Below are 18,942 nucleotides of genomic sequence, written 5' to 3'. Positions count from 1 at the left end.
GCCACGCCCTTGACCACGCGCAACGAGCGGAAATCGGAGAGGATGCCGGAGTCCCTGGGGAGCAGGAGCGTCCTGTCCTCAATACCCGATTTCAGGAGCGGCATGGTTTCGCGGTACCAGGTTTCGGAGATCATGACTTCCCGCACCAGCCCCTGCCCATACTGCTGGCGGCAGGCTTCGGCCAAGGCGGACCCATTGCCGCGAGCATCCAACGACACGCCGGAAAAGCGCGGCAGCCTGTCCAGGATGGCAAAAAGAATCTGCTGTTGCGTGCGGTGCGGGCAGCCGCGAAGCTCAAGAACAAAAGGCGGCGTGAGGCGCAAATCCCGCTGCTCGGTGGCAGGCCAGAAAACCGAAAGGTCTCCGGAGCGCCCGAAGTCCACGCCGCAGAAATGGCTCTGCTCGCCCGGCAGATCGTCCAGCAGCGGCGCGAGATTCTCTGCTATCCAGCCCTTTGTCCACGTTTCCGCGATGTGCAATGGCCAGTCGACAAAGTCCGCCGCAGGCTCTGTCCAGGATATGACGGGCAGATCATCCATGCACGCCTCAATCATGCTGGCCGTGAGATACGCGCCGCTGGAGCGGTTGGGAATGCAGAAAAGCTCCTCGTCCGCACCGTCGCCATAGTCGGCGATGATGCCGGCCCGCCATGCCGCCTCCGCCTCCGCTGACCACGGCTTCGGCGGTCTGCCGTTCTTGCAGATGGTCTTGAACAGGCCGTCCGCAATCGCATCATCCAGCGTGGTGCGATGCAGGCTGTACTGCTTGTTGCCGGCCCTGATCTCCTTGATCAGATCGTTGAACGCATTGTCCTCGCCATTGTGGGTGGAGAGGATCGATACAGAGCCGCCCCACATCAAAAGCGCGAACGCCGCCTTCATCAGCTCCGGGAGATCATCGACAAAGGCGGCTTCGTCCAGGATGACGCGCCCCTGTTTGGAACGCAGGGATCGGGGTTCGGAGGGCAGCCCCCAGACGTTGAAGCCGGAGGCAAAGCGGATGCGGTAGACCGTGATGTCGCGGTCTTCGTCCCGCAAAACGACTTCCTCGGCTTCATCCGCCACCATGTTGAAGACTTTTGCCCAGAAGGCGCAGTCGCGGATGAAGGTTTGGGTCATCTCTTTGTTATAGGAGAGATAAAAAGTGTCCTGCCCCCCGGCCTCGCGGCTTTTGGCGGCCTCCATCGCTGACTGGAGCGCCTCGCAGTAGCTTGCACCGATGCGGCGGCTTTTTTCCCAGACCCGCACACGGCTCCTGTCGCCGACCCATCGCTGCTGGTAAGGCAGTAGCACTTCGGCCAGCTTCATGCTTCCTCCGCCACGCCGAGAGCCTTGTAGATGCTCTCGGCCATGTTCTGCGACAGACCGCGCCGTCTGTTTTCTTCCGCCTCATTCTCTTTGGGCAGGGAGGCTTCAAGCTCTGCCATCAAGTCCAGGCAACGCTTGATGTCCTGGACTGCGGCAAAGGTGATTTTTTCCGAGTCGGCGAGGGCAAGATTCAGTTTACGTTCCACGGCTTCCCGCAGGGCGGCAATGGCCTCGGCGCGAGTGCCGATCTTGCGGCGCGCGACAGGCGCGGCGCTGGGTATCTTGCCAGCTGCCGCCAGTTCCTGCTGTTTCAGGGCCAGCGATTCAAGACTGGAAACCGCAAAGGCCATTGACGCGGCCTGCTTTGCGTCCTCGGCTGTCAAAAGCTGTTCAAGCGCGTATTTTCTGCCCTTGATGATATTGACCCGTATTTCACTCTGGGCTTGCGCTATCTCGGAACGTTTTTGCGTCCAGCCGTATTTCTGTCCCCAGGATTTCAGCGTGGTGGCAGATACGCCCGTAGCCTCGGCAACGGCGGCATAACTCAGTCTGTCCACGCAGTAGAGTTCCTGCGCCTGCCACAAGACATCCGTAGGATATTCCCTGCCCACGACCGCGCCCCTAGAGTCCCAGGTTGCGTTCAAGGATGGCAATCTCATCCTTGATGCCGCGCAACTCCTGCACCAGAGCATTGATCTTGATGGCGAGCGACATGATATATTCGCCTTCCAGCTCCACGAGGTCACCGACGATGGGCAGGCAGGAACGCAAGGAATCCGTGTGGCTCTTCAACTCGGCTTCAACCCCTTTCCGCCGCAGGCGCAGTTCTTCACGCTGGCCCAAAAACTCCATCCTCATCATATCAGTGCCTCGCTTCGATGATCGTCGAAAGGTGTTCCATTGCTCGCGTGTTGTTGACGATCAACTGCTGATTCACTTCCAGCAGCTTCTCGTAATTTTTCACCAAGCTGGCGTTGTTCCGGTAGAAAACAACCACTTCGGCGTGCTTGGCCGCGACTTCCTCCACCGTCTTGCGCGTGTCCTCGCGGTACAACTCCATCAACTCGCGCATCTGGGCGGCATGCCGGTGATTGAGCAGGAAGGCGGCCACAAAGGCTACCACAATGCTCAAAGTGGGGAGTGCGATCAACAGCGCAATCAAGCCGGGAACCCCAAGAGCCACAAGCCCCTCGATGATTGGTTCCAGCGCCGCAAGGACGCTGGAGAGTTCACTCGCTCCCATGTTTTTGTCTCCTTCCCTGATGGCAGGCGAGCGCAGCCAGCAGGCCGTCAATATACGTTCGCATGCGGTCATCCCGCTCCATGAGTCGTGCCAGATTTGCCGGACTATCCAGCGGCTCGCCCGCGTCCAGCACAGGGAGTACAGGCGTTGCCGGGGACGGGCATTCCGGCAATGAGATGGATGGCGTCTGTGTGGCGCAGCCGCTAGAGGCCGCGATTGAGACGCCCAACAACACGGCTGCGAGTTTCATCGTCGGCCACCTGCGCTTTTTCAACGTTGGTTCTTATCCTCGGTTTGACCTTGGCCATGATGGCCGCCCTTTCAGACGCATCGGCCTGTGCCCTGGCCTCTCGCGCCAGACATGCCCTGACGTTGTCCGCCAGAGCTTCGGCGCGAAGTTTTGCGGACTCCGCCTGGGCTTTCCAGGTATCAAGCTCCATCTTCGTGGCAGCGTGCGCTGTCCGTTCCCGCTCCAGAGCAATTTCCATATGGTTGGAGCGTAAAAACGCCAGCCCACTGCACAGGACAAGGATGATGCAAAACAGCTTCATGGTTCGATCCCCGGCCCCCAGCCAGCCTTGACGTATGCCTGCTGGCGTTCCTGGAGGATGCGGCGCGGATATTGCCGGTTTTCCCGAAACGCAGCCACGGAACGCCCGGCGTTGACGTTTTCGACGCTGTCGAACCAGCGTTTGTCGTCCTTGCCCAGCTTGCGCGCCCTGGCCTTGTCCCGAAGCACCCAGCCGTGGCCGCCGTTGTAAGCGCTCAAGGTAAAGGCCATGCGCTCATAATCCGACCATGCGCCGGTGCGATCCCACAGCCAGCGGTCATAGGCGCAGAGCGCCCGCAGGCTCCACGCCGGGTTGAACGGCGCTGGCTTGCCGGTCTCCGGCATGACTGTCGGCAGCCAGCGCGCCGTGGCGGGCATGAACTGCGCCAGCCCCTGCGCGCCGACGTGCGAGACCGTATCGTTGCGCCACCAGCTTTCCGTGTGAACCTGCGCCGCGAAAACCGACACCGGCGCGTCAAGCCCCCAGTAGGCGCGGGCCGCTCGCGTGAGGGTGGCCTTGTGCTGCGCTGCCGCGCGGGGGATGGTGATTTCTGCGGCCTTGACCGTGCTGCCGAAAAGATAGAGGGCAAGAAGCAGCCCCACGGCATAGGCAAGGCCATACATCACTGCGCCCAGGAATTTCAGGGCGCACAGCAGCAGTAATTCGCCCCAGGTGCGTTCGCCTCTGAATCGAATTTCCAGTTCTCTCATCGTTACAGCCCCAGAGCCACGGCGAGGATAAAGGCGAAGACGATAATGGCCCGGCGTGTCAGCGAGGCGCAGAAGGGCATGATGTAGCCTTCCGCCACGGGGTAATCCGGCTTGCCGTCCGGGCCGGTGGCGTCCGGGTTTTTGCGCCAGTCCCTGTCCAGATAGCCGGACGGCAGCGCATACGGGAAGGCCAGAAAATCAAAGACCATGCCCGCAATGGCCGCTACCATGACCAGCGCCAGTTTGTAGGCCACCACCGGCCCCTGCGCGGGCGAAAAGATGATGATGCCCGCGAGCAGGCAGACACCGAAGATCACGAACAGCGTCAGCAGAAAACGGGGATTGCAAAGCAGTTTCTTCATAGCATCATTCCTTTGTGTATGGGCCGCCGGGCCAATCCCGGCGGCCAGCGGGAGTTGGGCCAGATGCGAGAAAGCCCGCTCCGAATCTATCGGATGCGGGCCTTCCGTTCCCGGACACGTGGCGCACAGTGCAAAGGAATTTTACTCGTCGAAGTCCTCGCGTAACGCCTTAACCTCGGCGGATCGGACGCGCACAGGGTTTCCCCGCAAGCGCACCAGTTTGCCCTCGGCAATCAGGTTGTAAATGGTGCGTTCGCTGACATTGAGACAATAGGCGGCCTGCTTGGCGTTAAGAAGGTCGTGCCGCTCCAGCATCTCAAGTGGCGTCAGATAATAGCCTTGATCCGGCGGCATCTGCGGATACTTGATAGGCAACGGCAGCGGAAATCCCGTCGGGCGCTTCAGTGTGCAGTGGACCGCGCACCCCACGCAGCAAAATACATCATCGCGCACAAACCAGATCGGCCTGTGCTTCCTGCCGCCGAGTACGGCAGTACAGCCCAGTTTCTCATACACGCTCATGTCCGGCACGGCATTATAAGGACGCCAGCCGGCTCTGGTCAGCATCACGATATCCATAATTCTCGACCGGGACATATCACGCCTCCGACGTACCAAAAATCCGCAGAAAAAGCTCACTGCCCTCGCGGCCGGTCTGGTCTCGGCAAGACATGCACTCGCGCCGATCCAGACGCCGACAATGTGTGCAACGTATCTCCTGAAGGGTATCCACCAAGTCCGCAGCGGACACCGGCGGCTGGGGCATCTGCGGGGGCCGCTCCTCTTCAGGTTCAGCAAGGGCCGCCCGGATTCGGGCAATTTGCGCGTTCATCCGCCCAGGGTATTTGCCCGATAACACCAGATACACCGATGCCCGCGACAACTCCGACCGAGCCTTGCAAAACGCGTGGACGGACTTGTAGCGCGCCAGTATATCTGCCTTCAGGCTCTCAATCGGCATGCCCCGCCATCCTGGCTTGACGCCGCTCGAAGCTCTTTTCCCGCCGCTGCAGATCGGCAAGCAGCACGCGGATATGCTCGCCGTTTTGCAGCCAGACAAAACAGTGCGTCCCGAATGCTCGCCGGACGCGAGTATCCAGGCTGCTCATGGAATAGCCGAGCTTACGCCATATAGCCAAGATTTGCCGCTTTTGCGGCGCAAAGGGCATGGAGTCCGTAATCTCTATGTAGTCTGGCCTGGAATGCGGCGTGACCGCCTTGTTACGGCTCTTCGCAGGGGTCGTGTACTCCACTCCAAGCCCTGCGAAATGATGCACCAGCCAGGATAGCTGGGGCACGGTCATGTCCTTGCGGCTTTCGACACCAAACTCGGCGCGCAGAAAGCTGCGAAAAGCCTCTTCGTCCATTTCTGGCAACTGCTTTCTGGCAACTTCTATTTTGCGGTACAGGCCGAGCCGCATGGCACGGTTTTCTTTCATGGCTTTCCCCTACACCAGATCAAAAGTCCAGAAACGCAAGTGTCCCGAAGCCGGAATGGGCTGGGGCAGACGCGTAACTTCCTGTATGTGCCACCAGAACAGCGCGTCCTCATCACACCATCGGGATTGCGGAGTGCCGAAATTGCCCTGACAGCCGTCAAAAACAATGGCTCCGAGGATGCAGCCTGTTCTGGCGACATGCCGGGCATCACACGGCAAAATGCACATTCCCCGCCGGTGCGCCTCCCGGTTGATGGATTGAGGGTCGAAACGGCTGGCCTTGCTGGAATGCAGCAGGATGGGCACGCCAACATATGCATCCGGGAGGGGCCACGATCTGTTCTCAACGTCCTTGAGGCCGAGCAGGATCAGGGCCGCCCAGGGCTGCCGAATGGATATAACGGGGTAGATCATGCGGTTTCCTCTTTATCGTGTGACAGTAACGCGCTGCTAGTTCCATTCCGCTTGCAGCTTCCAGTAATTTTTTTCTCCACAGCTCCGTTCAGAGCGTCCAACATAACTTTTATCATGGCCTCGGTATGCTCCGGCGGACGCTTGCCCTTGTTCATAATGCACACCACTTCGCCGGATTGGGCGTCCTTGATGAAACGGACGCCGGATTGAGATGTCGTTCGGATGAAGCGCTTTTTATCTACCATTTGTCATCCCTTCCATCTGCCGTCCGGGCGTTCAATGTAGTTGTCTTCTAGACCGGGCTTGTCTGACCCATACCATTTGCACGAAGCGCAAACCGGCTGCGGCTCTCGCCCATTGTCCTTTTCAATATGGACGCAACGCCAGCAATCGCGGCTTTCACGCTTTTCAATAAGCCAACCGCATAATGCCGTAACATAGATTACTTTAGCTCCTGACATTGATAGGCTCGGATAAAAATCTTTGTGGCTGCTCATCAGGCCCGGCGCGCCGCCGCCGGACGACCGCCCCGCAGGGCGGTTTCGCTCAATCCTTGGAATTGTCCGTGCAAAACGGGCTTTTCATCACCAACACCTTCGGCTCCCCACCAAATATCATCCAGCCCGGATTCAAGAGGTGAGAACCAAGCACAGAGCGGTATTTTTCGCACCAATAGCCGCTTATGAAGCCATGAAAACTATGGGGAGGGGCCGATTTTTTGAGATGGCCCAGATTGACATAGCGTTCTTCCCGTTTATGGGGGCAGTTGACCGGACACAGCTTCGGAGTTATCGCCGCAATCTGCTCTTCCTTAGCGATGAAACAATTCTCACGATCGTTACACATATCTTTTCCTGCGGTTCATCAGGCCGGACTACTTTTCTTTACGAGAGTCTTCATTTGTCGTTTTTTCGACAATGACCTCTTTTTTGAAATCAGTATGTGTCGGTACTCTGGCGATAGTTTGGTCGTTGAAATCCATGATCAGGAAGTAATCAGGGCTTCTTGGGTCAAAGCGGGCGATGCGCTTGTTATCAAAGATATACTCTGATACGACCAGCACTTTTGCCTGTGGATTGGCTTCCACGCCAGCATTATACCCACTGTTGTAGCCGCTCGCTTTGCCCGCCTGATAGGCAAAATACAAAAGTGCGGCAAAACAGAGCAGGTTAAAAAGCGCACCAAAAAGTTTAGTGTTCACAAAATCATATGCCGTCATTTTTTCCTCCATTTTGCGACAAAGGCAGCATCAGACACATCAAGCATGATGGTATCGTTGCACGAGATATCGCATGCCCTGATAAGCTTGTTAGCCGTGCCCAAGGTTCCCCATCCTGCAATGCGGTAGCTTGCGAGGGTGTCACTGATGGTGCCCTCGGTATGCCACAGAGACCTCATCCGCTCTCGCACCTCCCTCTCTTCCACAGGTGCCGGAGGAGGCAGATGCAAAATGCGCCGGATAAAACCTGATACCCGCGACACGTAAAAGGACTCCATTGCCTCTTTTCGCAAGAGATGCATCCGCCTTCGGATAACCGCGCGTCGGGCATTCCACGCAGCGGCACGAACATCTGCCGTCCTGATAGCGACCAGGCTCATGCATCCCCCCGGAGGGCTTCCTTGAAGTCCCGGAACGCGCTCACAACAATGCGCCTGCTGCGGGGAATCTCGATAGCCTCACCGGTTCGGGGGTTCCTTCCCCTGCGGGCCTTGGTGGCCACGGTCTTGAGCTTCCCGATACCCTTCAGGGGCACCTCGCCACCGCCCAGCAGTTCGGCGGCGGCCACATCGCAGAACGCCTCCAAAAAGCTCTCGATATACAGACGGTTCGCAACATTGCTCCCGCCCTGTCGGGGCATGGTTTCCATGATGCCGTCGACAATTTCTTTCTTGGTCATGGTGGCCTCCTTACAAGCCCAGGATGTAATTGCTGACAAGTTTTTGCACGAGGCCACGGCTATGGCCCGCCTTCAGCAGTTCTTCTTCGGCCTTACGTGCAATGTCAGAGATTATTGCGCGTCTTTCGTATTTCCCAGCCTGTTGCCAGTCTTTGCGAGCCACGAGTGACGGCAGCTCTGCTGGACTCTCCAGTCTGTGCCAGTACAGTCCTTCCGCATACTGCCGGCCCAGCAGCTCAATCTCTTTCTTGGTCAGCCTCACGCCTTGACCCCTTTCTGGGGGATAGAATCTGTCTTGATCTCGATGTAGAAAGAGTCCACCAATTGCCGACGCATGCCCACCAGCTCCAGACGTTCGTCCGACCATGCGAGGGCAGCCTCCTTGTTGATTTCCTCCTTCGTGCGGATGCCGTCCGCCAGGTTGTACTGATGCAGCCGTTCCAGGGTCATTTCCGCCGTCACGCCGCGAATCTGGACAATCCGCGTGCTGGCGCGGAAGCCGATGACGCCGAAGCCAAGGTCAAGGCTTTTCGCACCGACAAAGAGTGTCTGGCGATTGAGCTTGGCAAATACCGCCACGGCATCCGCGAGTTCCTTGCGGCGAATCAGCAAAGGATTGGCTTCCTGACTTGCTTTGGCCTTCGCAAGGTCAATGGATTCCTGCATGACCGTGGAGATTCCTTTCAGCTTACGATCCAGGGCGGCAATCTCCGCCAAGGCGCACTCCGCCTGGTCACGGTCTTCCACCACATGCGGGTCGGGCTTGATACGTGCCATTTTATGCGGCCTCCTTCGGGCAACAGTTTTCCAGATTGGCAGCCAGGTCTTCAGCGGCTTCCAGATTCCTGCGGCACTGGCGCAGCACTTCCGCGCTGTCCGCATCCACCTTGCCCAGCAGTTCTCCGAGAGCGAGCCGGATGCTCTTCAATTCCTCACTCAACATGGCAGTCCTCCTCATTCTCATTTTCCGTGCGGTTTTCAGGCACATCTTTCTCAAATCGGGCCAGCAGCACTCTGCAGGCATCCGTAATATCCCTGGCCGTCTTCAGCGCGTAGGGATTGGCGCAGAGCATCAATCGCGTGATGGTGGCCGCCGCCACACGCTCTTTGGCAAAGGGGTCGGTTTCCCGTAGCGGCGGATATGGCGTCTCCGGGTTCTGATCCGCCTTCACCGTTGGCCGCCAGGTAACAGCGTTTCGATCACTCCGCCCCGCCCGTTCAATGAAGCCTTCCTCCTCCAGCCAGTTGCAGTAGCGGAGTGCCTGCGTGTAGGAGACGCGCGTGTACATGGCGCACTCCGATACAGACCACCCCGGCTTGGCCTTGCGGACAAAGCGCCACAAGGTTTCATAGCTTTTCGCCTCACGGGGGCGATGCTTGAAATCGTAGGTGAAACAGCCTGTGCGCGTCCGTTTGACTTCTCCATGCCGCGTCATGTCGGATATACGGCTGCGAACAACGGCCTGCTCCGCTTCGCTTTTCAGCCCCAGCGCTTCATAGACAAGGTGGTAGCTGATCTCCTTTCCGCCTTTGCCCAGAGCTTGCAGCGCCGCGCGCACCGCTTCCTTGCCGACTTCCTTGCGGGTATCCATGCCGCCTCCTACTTGCGCCGCCACGGCTTGGAGGAGAAGACGGTTTCCAGCATTGGCGCATCTACCGAGAAGTTCTCGGCGGCCTTGGCCGCCTTTTCCAGCAGGAGCATCATGTTGCGCACCAGGCGAAAATCCCCCTCGGCCCGTTCCGCGATGCGCTTGCAAAGCTCCGCCGGAATATCCAGCCCTGCGGCCTTCATGGCGTACACGGCCACCTCTGCGGGAGAGATGGGGCCGAATTCGACCTCATGCGCGACACGGCTCCAGACCCGCCGACGCTCGGCGAGGAGGCCGAAAATAGCCTCCTCGCCGATGAGGATGATGGGTGCGCCGGTCATCTCCAGGATGTCGCGCAAATCCTCTATGCGCCCGATGGCGAGCCGGTCGGCCTCATCGACAAAGATGGGCTTGCGATCACGGTCGAGCAGCTCGATGATGGCCTGCTTGGCCCTGTCAGCCGATATGGATGGCAGATCGCCGTTTTTCCCGCGCACCTCGAAGAGTACGCGCCGCAGGAAAGCCGCCTGCGTCCAGCCTTCCCAGACGCGGACATAGGCTCCCCCGCGCTGATAGTGATACTGATCAGCGGCCACGGACTTGCCGCGTCCGGCCTGACCATGCGCCAAAATAAATCCGCTCGTGCCACGGCCTCCCTCCACCACGGTGTCCACAGCCGCGCTGAATCTGGCCGTGGCGTCTGTCGGGATAATCACGTCTCGCATCTGTAACTCCCATTTATGGGTTAACTCACCAGACTTTGTGCCTGGCGAAAATTCCGCATTTCCAGCTTGCTGTCATACAGCGCCTTGAAATTGCGCTGGTAGGTGGCTGTCTGCTCGAAGGCATCCATGAAGGCCGCGTCCTCCAGCACCAGCTCTGCGCCCCGTTCAAAGCGGGCTTCCCAAAGGTAGGCGTAGCGGCTTGGTTCGTCCGGCCAGTGGCGCAACATGGAGGGTTGATAGGCCGGCTCTTCCTTATCCAGCATGGCCTGGGTCTTGGCCGCATCTATCAACGCCCTGTCCGTGGCGGAGAGTACGGTCTGCCTCGTCTTTGTGGGGGTTGGTTCTTGCGCCTTCGGTATAGCCTGCTGACTCTGGCGCACTTCCGGCACAATGATGCCTTCCACAAACTGCTTGATGCCGGATTTGGCCTCGCGGGCCCGCGATCTTGTGAGTGCAAGGGCGTCCGACAAATCCTGTTGTTGCTGCTCTGTGCCGAGGATGCCGGCGGCAGGATGGATGCCGCATGCAATCTTGTAATGCTCACGGTCACGAGCCTCGCAGATCGGATGTCCTTCGAGGTCGTACACAAGGACTGTGTAGGGGGAGAGTTGCAGGTCATACCGCACCAGCACCGGGTGGCGTCTGTTGGCAAGCTCCTCGCTCCAGTAGAACCGCCCGAACATGCGTATGCCATCCTTGCTGATACTGCGGATTTCCTTCTGCAGCATCATCCGTGTCAGCCTGTCCACATCAACTCCGGGGCCACGGCCAGCGAAGAACACCTCGCCCGGAGTCTTGCCCTTCAAGTGCGTGCGATGCTGTGGGCGTGATGCATACATTTCAAACCAGGCGGCGAGCCAGTAGTGCGTCTCTTCGAGCGTAAGCGGCCCGCGTCCGAGCTTTTCATGCAGCTTGCGATGGAGCTTTTCGTTTCTCTGTAACCTTGCTGGCTTGTGGGCGATGTTCCAGCCCGTATAGGACGGTGTCAGTTCCTCAAGTTCGTGCATGGTTCCAAAAAAGCGTTCAATCGGCTTTGATTGTCCGTGATAGGGCCATGCGTGGATGACCGCACAGCCAAGATCGCGGTACAGGCCGACGAATCCGGCCTGCTCAAAATCGGGACAGCCCTTGAAAAATCTGGAGCGGAACGCCTTGCCGTTGTCCAGGTAGACGACCTTCGGAAACTTGCCCAATCGAATGCACGCCCGACGAAATGCGCTGGCTATGCATTGCGTATTTTCAGTCGCCATCACCTCCCAGCCCAACGGATAGCGGCTCGCTCCGTCAAAATAGAGGAGGAGCGTCATGCGGCAGGGCTTGCCGGTTTCTGGATTGATAGTCTCGAAATTCAGGGTATGCCCATCGGCGATCACAACATCGCCGACCTCCACAAGCGTCCAGTCGCGCATGATGGAGAGGGCGCAACTGTCGTTCCACGCCTTTTCACCCTTGCGGAAGAGCGTCCAGTTCTGGAAGCTGGTCTTGGAGTAAGCGATGACCCAGCGACGGATGGTATCTTCAGAGGGGATGGCGATGTTCTCTGCTCTGCACCGGGCCTGGATAATCCGGACGCAGGTACTGATCTGACGGTCTCCATCCATGACTTGCCCAAGGATGATCTGTTTGTGCTGCGGCGTGAGCATTGATTTGCCGCGATGGGCCAGACCACGGCCATCGGCCAGCGAGAGGACTGTGCCGCTTTCCTTGCGCTCCAGCTTCCATCGCTCCAGACTTTTCCAGCTGATGCGCGGGCCAAGTTCACCCAGCAGCTTTGACCATGCACCGCCCTGGTAGGCGAGGATGAATGCCTCTTTTTGGGCCACAGTCGCGCCGTATTTGCGCTGCCAGCCCAGATAGAGGTCTAGCAGGTCGGCTTTCGCCAGCGCCTTGTAGCGGCGCTTGTCGTCGAGGATGGCGTGCCGTGTTTCGGCTTGCAGTATACCGCCAGACGCCAGGACATCGGGGAGCGCCGCGTTCTTGGCCGTCTCCTGTTCAATGGCTTTGCGCTCTTCGGCGCGACGGATAGCCTCCTGTGTGGCCTGCGGCATGGAGGCCAGGAGCCATTCTTTGCCACCGCCACGGCCCTTGCGTGGGCGAAACTGCCAATGTTCTTTCTCTGCCCTGCGAAGCACACTCACCACAGTGATGCCGAGCAACTCCCTGCACTCTTGGGTTATGTATGACTCTTTGAGAGTTACCATTGCTCCACCTACGCAGCTCGTGTGTCATCTTGGCGAGGATCAAATAGATACCTCTCCGGCACGCCTGCATGCTTGAGGGCGTCCAGCACTTGCGGACAATGCTTTTTTCCCAAGACAGTGGATGACACGGCCTCCGCAGACACACCGATGAGCCGCGCAAGTTGGCTCATGCTCAATCCGCGTTTGAGCAACGCGGCGCGTATCGCATGCCTGCACTGGAAACGCTGGTAGCCGCATCCTGTTCGAGTGAGGATTTTCATAAATCATTCTCCAGCTTCCGTTTGCGTTCACGTGCGGCCTTCATCTCCCATACTGCACGCCCATAGTCGCGGAACTTTCGGTCTTCTTTTGTCATCAGATCCAGACCAAGAGCCTGCGCTGCGGCGCGCAGCGGTTCCGTATTTTCTGTCGCGGAGCAAAAGACGAGGACTGCCAAAAGAGACGGGGTATGCGAGGCATCACTTGGGGACAACCACTTGTCCAGTGTGTCCTTACTGATGGACTTTTGATTCCCTTGGGTCAGCTTGATGCCAGCTTGTCGCGCAATGGCATTCATACGGTCTGGCAGGGCTTTCCGTCCCTCGCTTTCCGGCGCTCCGATGGCTGCGCGCATGGCGGCACGGATGGCCGCCATAACGCCCGCGAGACGGCAATGGGAATCGAGGAGGGAAAGCTGGCTCATGGCTACGCCCAGCAAGACCTGTCCAGCGAGGATTCGATCATTTCCTGGAAAACATCCTGATTTTCCCCAGCCACTTGCCTCGCCGCTACCATTGCATCGGTCAGCGCATCCCAAGCCTCGATGAAGGCATCGGAAAAACCATTCACACCGTAGTGGAAGTAGTGGCGCGAGACGGCGCTGTGGGCGGAAAAAAGGTCAGGCCGATCTTGGATAATCGGTTTAATCTGCGTGGAAAAATCTTCTTCCGAGACCTTGTCTTGGGTAGCGTCTGTGATGTCCAGAAATTCTTGATATTCCATTTTGCCCTCCGCTTGTGTCCAAATTCGCGTTTGCCGTGGACATTGATTTCAATCTGCGGAGCGGCTATTTTCGGCCTTGCTGCTGCTGAAACTTTCAACCGCTCGCAAAGCCTTTATATTTCGTTTTGGCGTGGCAATCAACCGTTTTGAAGGGTAAATCTTCTTTTTTGGGAAAGATTTTTTAAACCTATCATTACGGGCGATTATGTCATCCCAAAAGTGAAAGTTCAGGTTAAAGTTCGGGCACGGAAACTTTTACTCTATGGACACCTTTGGTTCGCGTCTTCGCCAACTCAGAAAACCTGAGAGTCTAGAGGATTTCGCGGCTCGTTTTGGGATTCCACCAGGCACAATGGGCAATTACGAGAGGGACAGGAATCAGCCTCCATTTGATCTCATTTCGAGATTATGCTCCCATTTTGGTGTATCTCCAGAATGGTTACTTTTTGGAACAGGGCCAAAGCTCCGCGAGGCAAATCCAGCACAAGAGGCAGGGAACGTGCTGCCCATCGAAGCAAAGCCTGGTGAGGGAATGATTTCTGTACCACTGGTCTCCGCACGCTTGTCAGCAGGTATGGGGAGCCTTCAGGTAAGCGGCAATGTGGAAAAACGCTATGCTTTCCCATCCTCCTTCCTGCACAGGAAAGGCGTCCCAGAGCGAATGGTTGTCATGAGGGTCGAAGGGGAAAGCATGCAGCCGGAGATCATGGACGGAGATATTGTACTTATCGACCAAAGCAAGACAGACATTCGCTTGGGACGTATCTTCGCCTTGGGGATTGAGGAGGCAATTTACCTCAAAAGGATCGACTTGCTACCCGGCAAGGCCGTGTTAAAAAGCGTCAACCCTGAATATCCGCCATTGGAGGTAGAATTATGTGGACAGCTGGCAGAGCAACTGCGCGTTATCGGGCAGGTACTCTGGGTGGGGAGGGAATATAAGGAGTAAATGCCGTTCTCATTTCTCACGCGGATCGGAAACTAAACCCCTACCACGTTCTCAAGTCTTTCATGTACGATGACACGCTAGGCGGTCAGCCATCAGATCGGCATCCGTCAAGGATTCGTCCAGTATCGGTCAATCTCGGATGGCTTCTATAGCCATTCTCATCTTTCTTGCTGCCCCATACCGGCCGCGATGAAGAAGTAGATGGCAAGGAAGGGGAAGGAATTGAGCGAGGAATACGCCACCTGGGCCACCGTGCCCCAGGGCAGGTCGCCGGAAAAGGCGATGGCCGTGATGCCGGCCAGGGCCAGGCACACGGCGATGGGGATGCCGAGGAGGAGAAAGATGACCAGGCTCACCATGAGCACGATGGCCGTGTCCACATCCAGGCCCAGAAAGACGGGCGCTGCCAGGAGCGCCAGCACGGCAAGGCCCGCCAGGGTGTCCACCAGGCCGCATGCGCGCATCTGGCGCCAGAGGTTCTGGAGCAGGCGCAGGGCCATGAGTCCGAAACTGATGGGCAGGGAAAGATAACAGACCCAGTAGGGCAGGTGCACCGCCGTGGTGTATTGCGGAAAGCGCATCTGCATGGCGATGGTCTCGCAGGCCAGCCGGATGATGATGATGCAGAGCAGGAGGAAGGCCCCCTCGTCGATGATCCAGAAAATATTCTGGCCGCGCTCTCCGAAGCGGCCCACCAGGGCGGTGACGGCGAGGTTGTCCCGTTTCTTGATGGCGATGGGCACCGCCAGGTAGGAACACCAGATGAAGCACATGAGCGAAAGCTCTTCGGCCCAGGCGGTATTGCCCTCCATGCCGAAAATGCCCGCGAAGATATAGCGGAACAGGACCTGCCAGGTGATGAGCGCTATGGCCGTGAGCAGCCCTATGACCAGGAACGGTTTTTCCAGGTTGTCATCCAGCCACGTCAAGAGAGCATTCATGGTTCGTCCGCCTTTTGGGTTGGGATGCGAAAAGCGGGGCCTGGACAGGTCCAGGCCCCGCCATCGGTCACTTCTGCGTGGCTTTCAGGAGTTCGAAGAACTTGGGATCGAGGGTGGGCACATACTTGTCATACACGGGCTGCACGGCCTCGATGAACGCCGCCCGTTCCTCGGCGGGGAAGGGATAGACCGTGAGCTTGTTCTTTTTGCCTTCCTCGCGGCCTTCCTGTTCAATCTGGTCCACAAGCTGCTGTCCCCAGGCGCAGGCCTCCACCGCGGCCTTTTTCAGACCGGCCTGCACGTCGGGCGGCAGGGAGTCGAAATACTTTTTGTTGATGACGCCGAACATGCTGGTGAAGCTGTGCTGGGTGGGCAGCGCGTAGTGCACCACATCGCCGCGGCGCAAGGAAAGATAGTCCGCAAAGCTCAGCAGTTCGCCATCGATGGTGCCCTGCTGGAGCGCGGTGTAGACCTCCTCAAAGCCCATGGGGGCCGGATTCATCTTCAGGGTCTCGGCCGTGGCGTTGTCCACCGGAGAGGCCGTGGTGCGCATCTTGATGCCCTTGAGCGACTTGAGATCGGGGATGGGCCTCTTGTTGGTGACATAGTTGCGCGGGGCCGTGTCCGCATAGACCAGGGCCATGAGGCCGACCTTGCCCAGCTGGTCGTTGAGGTACTTGCCGAGTTCGCCGTTGTTGAGAGCGTCGTACAGGACGCGCTTCTTGGCGGGATCAACGACGAAGGGCAGGTCGAAGGCCGTGGCCGAAGGCCAGAAGATGCCCAGGTTGGAAGTGCCGCAGCCGCCCATCTGCAGGTCGCCGCGCTGGGTGGACTCGGTCACCTCGCGGTCGCCCCCGAGGACGGCGTTCTCAAAGAGCTTCACCTTGACCTTGCCGTTGGTGTATTTGTTCGCCAGCTCACCGAACTTGCGGTAGGTCTGGGCATATACGCTGTCTGGCGCGCCGTCATGCGCGAAGCGCAACGTATAGTCGGCAGCGAGGATGGAGGACGGGAAGAGCGCGACAAGAGCCAGGACAAGGAAACGTGAAAGTTTGCCCATGATATTCCCTTCTTGCAGTAGGAGGTTGATGCGCCGCACCGAAAAACTTTGCACCTATTTTGCACAAGCCATGCCACAGGGGCGCCCAAAACGGGCGCGCCCCTTTCGCGGCACAGGCGCGCAAGGGGCGACGGCGGACCGGGAAAAAGGGAAAAAGCCTGTCCTGCCGGCGTGTTTCCCGCGCCGGGCGGCGGACGGCGCCCGCAGCGCAGGCGCATGGCCGGCGACGGACCGCGAAGGAGGGAACAGCCGGCGGGAACGCTTCTCCCGCCTGGAGAGAGCGCGGTATATCGGACGTTTTCCCACGGGGGAATGAACGTTCCGCAGTTCACAAGGGGGGGTTCAGCCGCGGGGCGCGTTTTGCCCCGCGTGATGCAAAAATGGAGAAGACCACGCCGGAAATCGTCCGAAAACCTGTCGTAATCTGGACAACATTCGAAAATATGTCCAAAATCAGGACAGAAGTGTTGGAGAGACAGGATGCAAAGCGATCAGAGACAACAGACCCTGGCCGCGGAACTGGCGCGGTTCAAGGCCGGTGAAGCCGCTGCGCCGCCAGGCGTCCGCGAGGAGATCCGCGCCTCTTGGCTGCGCTGCCGCAAACGCTGGTCAGGCGGAGAGCCAGGGGGGCGTCCCGCGCGTTCGCACCCCCATGTCCTGTCCGAGGTCATCATGCGCACCGCGTCCCCCATCCTGGACGAATACGGAAGTCCTGTGGCCGAGTCCGGGGGCGCTCTTCTCCTTGTGGACCCGGATGGCTTCCTCCTGCGCGTGGCCGGGGCGCCGGACCTGATGGACGACCTGGGGCTGCGCCCCGGCATGGAGCTTTCGGAAAACGGCATCGGCACCAGCGCCACCGGCCTTTGCCTGGTGGGCCGGCAACCCTGCCGCGTCCTCGGGGCCGAGCATTACGCCCGCGCGCTCCACGGGCTTGCCGCCTGCGCCGCGCCGTTGAGCGGGGGCAAGTTCCGCTTCTTCGGGGTGCTCGCCGCCGTTTTTCCCCTCGGGCGCTGGAATGCGGCCTGCGGGGCGCTCCTGGACTCCCTGGCGGCCAATATCAATCACGCGCACCACATCAACGACCTGCTCAAGGATCAGGAAACGACGCTGGAACTGCTCAACGAGAGCGTCCTCATCCTGAACAGCGAGGCCTACATCAAGGCGGCCAACGCCCATGCGCGCCGGCTGCTCAATATCGGGGGCGCGGAAAAGATCGCGCTTGGGCATATCGGCAATTTTGTGCGAGATGGCGCGCCCTTTCAGGAGATCATCGAAAACGGGCGCCGGGTGGTGGATCGTGAATGCAGCCTGGACATCGGCGGGGAGGTCAAGCGCGTCCTTCTTTCCGCCGAGTTCATCCCCGAGGGCAAGGGCATCGTCTGCACCCTGACGGAAATGGAGCGCGTGGAGCGCCTTGCCGCCCGCAGCACCAGCGGCAAGGCCATCTACCGCTTCTCGGACATCATCGGCGCGTCCGATGCCATCGTGCATGCCGTGGATCTTGCGCGCATGGCCGCCCAAAGCGACATCACCACGCTTCTGCTCGGCGAGAGCGGCACCGGCAAGGAACTCTTCGCCCACGCGGTCCATAACGGCAGCGCGCGCAGGCGCGGACCCTTCGTCACCATCAACTGCGGGGCGCTGCCCCGCGAGCTGGTGCAGAGCGAGCTTTTCGGCTATGAGCCGGGCGCGTTCACCGGCGCGGTGAAGAACGGCAAGGCGGGCAAGTTCGAGCTGGCCGACAAGGGCACCATCTTTCTGGACGAGATCGGCGAAATGCCCTTTGACGCCCAGACGAACCTGCTGCGGCTCATCCAGAACAGGGAGGTGAGCCGGCTCGGCTCGACCGCCTCCAGGACCGTGGATGTACGCATCATCGCGGCCACCAACCGCAATCTCCAGACGGCCATGGAATCCGGGACCTTCCGCTCCGACCTCTATTACCGGCTCTGCGTCTTCGCCATCAACGTGCCCAGCCTGCGAAGCCGGCCCACGGATATCGGCGTCCTCGCCGAGCATTTCCGGGAGCGGTATGTGGCGCGGCTCGGCAGGCGCATCCGCGGCTTCACCCACGAGGCCATGCAGCTGCTCCTGCGGTATGCGTGGCCGGGCAATATCCGCGAGCTGGAAAACGTGGTGGAATATGCCGTCAATATCTGCGCCGGACCCTACATCCAGGCCGGGGACCTGCCCGTGACCGTTTCCGGAGCCGTCGGGACGCCCCTGCGCCCCCAACAGATGCCTTCCCCCGCCGCCCCGAGCGTCGAGGCCCCCACCCTGTACCAGCTGGAACGCAACGCCATCGTGGAGGTCCTGGCGCGCTTCAACGGCAACATGAGCGTGGCCGCCGAGGAACTCGGCATCGCGCGCAGCGCCCTCTACAGCAAGCTCGCGCGCTTCGGCATCGATCACCGCTCGTTCCGGCCGCAGCGGAAATAGCGGGTCTTGCGCCGGCGCATGGGGGAAGGCGATCCCCGGGGCGCCGGCGCCGTCGTGTCTGCCGCGTGGCGCGGCCGCCCTCCCTAGTGTCTACTTGCAAAAATTCTGCGCAGAATTCTGCGCAGAATTTTTG

Annotated in this window: 29 protein-coding genes and 1 other RNA gene; 2 read left to right on the top strand and 28 right to left on the bottom strand. The window is 59.3% G+C overall.

Going from position 1 to position 18,942, the window contains the following annotated elements; genetic code table 11:
• From QZ294_RS04565 to QZ294_RS04440, 26 genes are all read right to left on the bottom strand, one after another.
• On the bottom strand, positions 1-1,307 hold a 1,307-nt coding region (locus QZ294_RS04565; RefSeq protein ID WP_297047302.1), incomplete at its 3' end, for a hypothetical protein.
• Positions 1,304-1,864 carry a hypothetical protein gene (locus QZ294_RS04560; protein ID WP_297047300.1) on the bottom strand — a complete coding sequence of 187 codons (561 nt, stop codon included), beginning with the start codon at positions 1,862-1,864 and terminating at the stop codon, positions 1,304-1,306. The genes QZ294_RS04560 and QZ294_RS04565, both read right to left, overlap by 4 nt.
• A 64-nt stretch (positions 1,865-1,928) precedes the next feature.
• Positions 1,929-2,168, bottom strand: a complete 240-nt coding sequence (locus QZ294_RS04555) for a hypothetical protein (protein WP_297047298.1) — start codon at positions 2,166-2,168, stop codon at positions 1,929-1,931.
• 1 nt (position 2,169) lies between these two features.
• Positions 2,170-2,550 (bottom strand): transcriptional regulator, encoded by a 381-nt coding sequence (locus QZ294_RS04550; protein ID WP_297047296.1) that lies wholly within the window; start codon positions 2,548-2,550, stop codon positions 2,170-2,172.
• 203 nt (positions 2,551-2,753) lie between these two features.
• Complete coding sequence (locus QZ294_RS04545) at positions 2,754-3,101, bottom strand: hypothetical protein (RefSeq protein WP_297047294.1); 348 nt, start codon at positions 3,099-3,101, stop codon at positions 2,754-2,756.
• Positions 3,098-3,811, bottom strand: a complete 714-nt coding sequence (locus tag QZ294_RS04540) for a transglycosylase SLT domain-containing protein (RefSeq protein ID WP_297047292.1) — start codon at positions 3,809-3,811, stop codon at positions 3,098-3,100. Before QZ294_RS04540 ends, QZ294_RS04545 begins: the two co-directional genes overlap by 4 nt.
• Positions 3,812-3,813: 2 nt before the next feature.
• Positions 3,814-4,173 (bottom strand): putative holin, encoded by a 360-nt coding sequence (locus tag QZ294_RS04535; RefSeq protein ID WP_297047290.1) that lies wholly within the window; start codon positions 4,171-4,173, stop codon positions 3,814-3,816.
• 141 nt (positions 4,174-4,314) lie between these two features.
• Positions 4,315-4,752, bottom strand: a complete 438-nt coding sequence (locus QZ294_RS04530; RefSeq protein WP_297047288.1) for a helix-turn-helix domain-containing protein — start codon at positions 4,750-4,752, stop codon at positions 4,315-4,317.
• Positions 4,753-4,771: 19 nt separating this feature from the next.
• On the bottom strand, positions 4,772-5,134 hold the full coding sequence (locus tag QZ294_RS04525) for a hypothetical protein (RefSeq protein ID WP_297047286.1): 363 nt from the start codon (positions 5,132-5,134) through the stop codon (positions 4,772-4,774).
• Positions 5,124-5,612 carry a regulatory protein GemA gene (locus QZ294_RS04520; RefSeq protein WP_297047284.1) on the bottom strand — a complete coding sequence of 163 codons (489 nt, stop codon included), beginning with the start codon at positions 5,610-5,612 and terminating at the stop codon, positions 5,124-5,126. The genes QZ294_RS04525 and QZ294_RS04520 overlap by 11 nt, the downstream gene beginning before the upstream one ends.
• 9 nt (positions 5,613-5,621) lie before the next feature.
• Positions 5,622-6,026, bottom strand: a complete 405-nt coding sequence (locus tag QZ294_RS04515; RefSeq protein WP_297047282.1) for an ASCH domain-containing protein — start codon at positions 6,024-6,026, stop codon at positions 5,622-5,624.
• Positions 6,023-6,271, bottom strand: coding sequence for a hypothetical protein (locus tag QZ294_RS04510; RefSeq protein ID WP_297047280.1), 249 nt, complete (start codon positions 6,269-6,271; stop codon positions 6,023-6,025). The genes QZ294_RS04515 and QZ294_RS04510 overlap by 4 nt, the downstream gene beginning before the upstream one ends.
• 238 nt (positions 6,272-6,509) lie before the next feature.
• Positions 6,510-6,574, bottom strand: an RNA gene (locus tag QZ294_RS04505) — hammerhead ribozyme type II.
• Positions 6,573-6,872: a hypothetical protein gene (locus QZ294_RS04500; protein ID WP_297047278.1), complete on the bottom strand. Its 300-nt coding sequence runs from the start codon at positions 6,870-6,872 to the stop codon at positions 6,573-6,575. The genes QZ294_RS04505 and QZ294_RS04500 overlap by 2 nt, the downstream gene beginning before the upstream one ends.
• A 28-nt stretch (positions 6,873-6,900) precedes the next feature.
• Entirely contained in the window at positions 6,901-7,245 is a 345-nt protein-coding gene (locus QZ294_RS04495; RefSeq protein WP_297047276.1) for a hypothetical protein, read from the bottom strand.
• Positions 7,242-7,625, bottom strand: coding sequence for a hypothetical protein (locus tag QZ294_RS04490; RefSeq protein ID WP_297047274.1), 384 nt, complete (start codon positions 7,623-7,625; stop codon positions 7,242-7,244). Before QZ294_RS04490 ends, QZ294_RS04495 begins: the two co-directional genes overlap by 4 nt.
• Positions 7,622-7,924: an HU family DNA-binding protein gene (locus QZ294_RS04485; RefSeq protein WP_297047273.1), complete on the bottom strand. Its 303-nt coding sequence runs from the start codon at positions 7,922-7,924 to the stop codon at positions 7,622-7,624. The genes QZ294_RS04490 and QZ294_RS04485 overlap by 4 nt, the downstream gene beginning before the upstream one ends.
• A gap of 10 nt (positions 7,925-7,934) precedes the next feature.
• A complete protein-coding gene (locus QZ294_RS04480) occupies positions 7,935-8,186 on the bottom strand; it encodes a hypothetical protein (protein ID WP_297047270.1) in 252 nt (83 codons plus the stop codon).
• The gene (locus QZ294_RS04475; protein ID WP_297047268.1) at positions 8,183-8,701 is read right to left on the bottom strand and encodes a host-nuclease inhibitor Gam family protein; all 519 of its coding nucleotides are present in this window, start codon (positions 8,699-8,701) and stop codon (positions 8,183-8,185) included. Before QZ294_RS04475 ends, QZ294_RS04480 begins: the two co-directional genes overlap by 4 nt.
• Position 8,702: 1 nt before the next feature.
• Complete coding sequence (locus QZ294_RS04470; RefSeq protein ID WP_297047266.1) at positions 8,703-8,867, bottom strand: hypothetical protein; 165 nt, start codon at positions 8,865-8,867, stop codon at positions 8,703-8,705.
• On the bottom strand, positions 8,857-9,516 hold the full coding sequence (locus QZ294_RS04465; protein WP_297047264.1) for a hypothetical protein: 660 nt from the start codon (positions 9,514-9,516) through the stop codon (positions 8,857-8,859). The genes QZ294_RS04470 and QZ294_RS04465 overlap by 11 nt, the downstream gene beginning before the upstream one ends.
• Before the next feature lie 8 nt (positions 9,517-9,524).
• Complete coding sequence (locus QZ294_RS04460; protein ID WP_297047261.1) at positions 9,525-10,238, bottom strand: AAA family ATPase; 714 nt, start codon at positions 10,236-10,238, stop codon at positions 9,525-9,527.
• 20 nt (positions 10,239-10,258) lie between these two features.
• Positions 10,259-12,439: a Mu transposase C-terminal domain-containing protein gene (locus QZ294_RS04455; RefSeq protein ID WP_297047260.1), complete on the bottom strand. Its 2,181-nt coding sequence runs from the start codon at positions 12,437-12,439 to the stop codon at positions 10,259-10,261.
• 8 nt (positions 12,440-12,447) lie between these two features.
• A complete protein-coding gene (locus QZ294_RS04450; protein WP_297047257.1) occupies positions 12,448-12,699 on the bottom strand; it encodes a helix-turn-helix domain-containing protein in 252 nt (83 codons plus the stop codon).
• Entirely contained in the window at positions 12,696-13,121 is a 426-nt protein-coding gene (locus QZ294_RS04445; RefSeq protein WP_297047255.1) for a hypothetical protein, read from the bottom strand. The genes QZ294_RS04450 and QZ294_RS04445 overlap by 4 nt, the downstream gene beginning before the upstream one ends.
• Positions 13,122-13,123: 2 nt before the next feature.
• Positions 13,124-13,420, bottom strand: a complete 297-nt coding sequence (locus QZ294_RS04440; protein WP_297047253.1) for a hypothetical protein — start codon at positions 13,418-13,420, stop codon at positions 13,124-13,126.
• 262 nt (positions 13,421-13,682) lie between these two features.
• Here QZ294_RS04440 and QZ294_RS04435 point away from each other — a divergent pair, with 262 nt between their 5' ends.
• Positions 13,683-14,369, top strand: coding sequence for an XRE family transcriptional regulator (locus QZ294_RS04435; protein WP_297047251.1), 687 nt, complete (start codon positions 13,683-13,685; stop codon positions 14,367-14,369).
• 158 nt (positions 14,370-14,527) lie between these two features.
• Here the strand turns inward: QZ294_RS04435 and QZ294_RS04430 are convergent, their stop codons facing one another.
• Both QZ294_RS04430 and QZ294_RS04425 read right to left on the bottom strand, forming a co-directional pair.
• Positions 14,528-15,310: a TRAP transporter small permease gene (locus QZ294_RS04430; RefSeq protein WP_297047249.1), complete on the bottom strand. Its 783-nt coding sequence runs from the start codon at positions 15,308-15,310 to the stop codon at positions 14,528-14,530.
• Between the two features lie 67 nt (positions 15,311-15,377).
• Positions 15,378-16,370: a TRAP transporter substrate-binding protein gene (locus QZ294_RS04425; protein WP_297047247.1), complete on the bottom strand. Its 993-nt coding sequence runs from the start codon at positions 16,368-16,370 to the stop codon at positions 15,378-15,380.
• 480 nt (positions 16,371-16,850) lie between these two features.
• On the opposite strand from QZ294_RS04425, the gene QZ294_RS04420 reads away from it, so the two are divergent.
• On the top strand, positions 16,851-18,809 hold the full coding sequence (locus tag QZ294_RS04420; protein WP_297047245.1) for a sigma 54-interacting transcriptional regulator: 1,959 nt from the start codon (positions 16,851-16,853) through the stop codon (positions 18,807-18,809).
• Positions 18,810-18,942 lie beyond the last annotated feature (133 nt).

Source organism: uncultured Desulfovibrio sp. (assembly GCF_910584445.1).
Classification (GTDB): domain Bacteria; phylum Desulfobacterota; class Desulfovibrionia; order Desulfovibrionales; family Desulfovibrionaceae; genus Desulfovibrio.
Note: the sequence above shows the minus strand (reverse complement) of the source record. Positions and strands in the feature narration are given on the sequence as shown.

Coding starts and splice junctions, on each gene's coding strand:
- QZ294_RS04555 (WP_297047298.1), bottom strand. CDS start 2,168: ATGATGAGGATGGAGTTTTTGGGCCAGCGTGAAGAACTGCGCCTGCGG.
- QZ294_RS04550 (WP_297047296.1), bottom strand. CDS start 2,550: ATGGGAGCGAGTGAACTCTCCAGCGTCCTTGCGGCGCTGGAACCAATC.
- QZ294_RS04545 (WP_297047294.1), bottom strand. CDS start 3,101: ATGAAGCTGTTTTGCATCATCCTTGTCCTGTGCAGTGGGCTGGCGTTT.
- QZ294_RS04540 (WP_297047292.1), bottom strand. CDS start 3,811: ATGAGAGAACTGGAAATTCGATTCAGAGGCGAACGCACCTGGGGCGAA.
- QZ294_RS04535 (WP_297047290.1), bottom strand. CDS start 4,173: ATGAAGAAACTGCTTTGCAATCCCCGTTTTCTGCTGACGCTGTTCGTG.
- QZ294_RS04530 (WP_297047288.1), bottom strand. CDS start 4,752: ATGGATATCGTGATGCTGACCAGAGCCGGCTGGCGTCCTTATAATGCC.
- QZ294_RS04525 (WP_297047286.1), bottom strand. CDS start 5,134: ATGCCGATTGAGAGCCTGAAGGCAGATATACTGGCGCGCTACAAGTCC.
- QZ294_RS04520 (WP_297047284.1), bottom strand. CDS start 5,612: ATGAAAGAAAACCGTGCCATGCGGCTCGGCCTGTACCGCAAAATAGAA.
- QZ294_RS04515 (WP_297047282.1), bottom strand. CDS start 6,026: ATGATCTACCCCGTTATATCCATTCGGCAGCCCTGGGCGGCCCTGATC.
- QZ294_RS04510 (WP_297047280.1), bottom strand. CDS start 6,271: ATGGTAGATAAAAAGCGCTTCATCCGAACGACATCTCAATCCGGCGTC.
- QZ294_RS04500 (WP_297047278.1), bottom strand. CDS start 6,872: ATGTGTAACGATCGTGAGAATTGTTTCATCGCTAAGGAAGAGCAGATT.
- QZ294_RS04495 (WP_297047276.1), bottom strand. CDS start 7,245: ATGACGGCATATGATTTTGTGAACACTAAACTTTTTGGTGCGCTTTTT.
- QZ294_RS04490 (WP_297047274.1), bottom strand. CDS start 7,625: ATGAGCCTGGTCGCTATCAGGACGGCAGATGTTCGTGCCGCTGCGTGG.
- QZ294_RS04485 (WP_297047273.1), bottom strand. CDS start 7,924: ATGACCAAGAAAGAAATTGTCGACGGCATCATGGAAACCATGCCCCGA.
- QZ294_RS04475 (WP_297047268.1), bottom strand. CDS start 8,701: ATGGCACGTATCAAGCCCGACCCGCATGTGGTGGAAGACCGTGACCAG.
- QZ294_RS04470 (WP_297047266.1), bottom strand. CDS start 8,867: ATGTTGAGTGAGGAATTGAAGAGCATCCGGCTCGCTCTCGGAGAACTG.
- QZ294_RS04465 (WP_297047264.1), bottom strand. CDS start 9,516: ATGGATACCCGCAAGGAAGTCGGCAAGGAAGCGGTGCGCGCGGCGCTG.
- QZ294_RS04460 (WP_297047261.1), bottom strand. CDS start 10,238: ATGCGAGACGTGATTATCCCGACAGACGCCACGGCCAGATTCAGCGCG.
- QZ294_RS04455 (WP_297047260.1), bottom strand. CDS start 12,439: ATGGTAACTCTCAAAGAGTCATACATAACCCAAGAGTGCAGGGAGTTG.
- QZ294_RS04450 (WP_297047257.1), bottom strand. CDS start 12,699: ATGAAAATCCTCACTCGAACAGGATGCGGCTACCAGCGTTTCCAGTGC.
- QZ294_RS04445 (WP_297047255.1), bottom strand. CDS start 13,121: ATGAGCCAGCTTTCCCTCCTCGATTCCCATTGCCGTCTCGCGGGCGTT.
- QZ294_RS04440 (WP_297047253.1), bottom strand. CDS start 13,420: ATGGAATATCAAGAATTTCTGGACATCACAGACGCTACCCAAGACAAG.
- QZ294_RS04435 (WP_297047251.1), top strand. CDS start 13,683: ATGGACACCTTTGGTTCGCGTCTTCGCCAACTCAGAAAACCTGAGAGT.
- QZ294_RS04430 (WP_297047249.1), bottom strand. CDS start 15,310: ATGAATGCTCTCTTGACGTGGCTGGATGACAACCTGGAAAAACCGTTC.
- QZ294_RS04425 (WP_297047247.1), bottom strand. CDS start 16,370: ATGGGCAAACTTTCACGTTTCCTTGTCCTGGCTCTTGTCGCGCTCTTC.
- QZ294_RS04420 (WP_297047245.1), top strand. CDS start 16,851: ATGCAAAGCGATCAGAGACAACAGACCCTGGCCGCGGAACTGGCGCGG.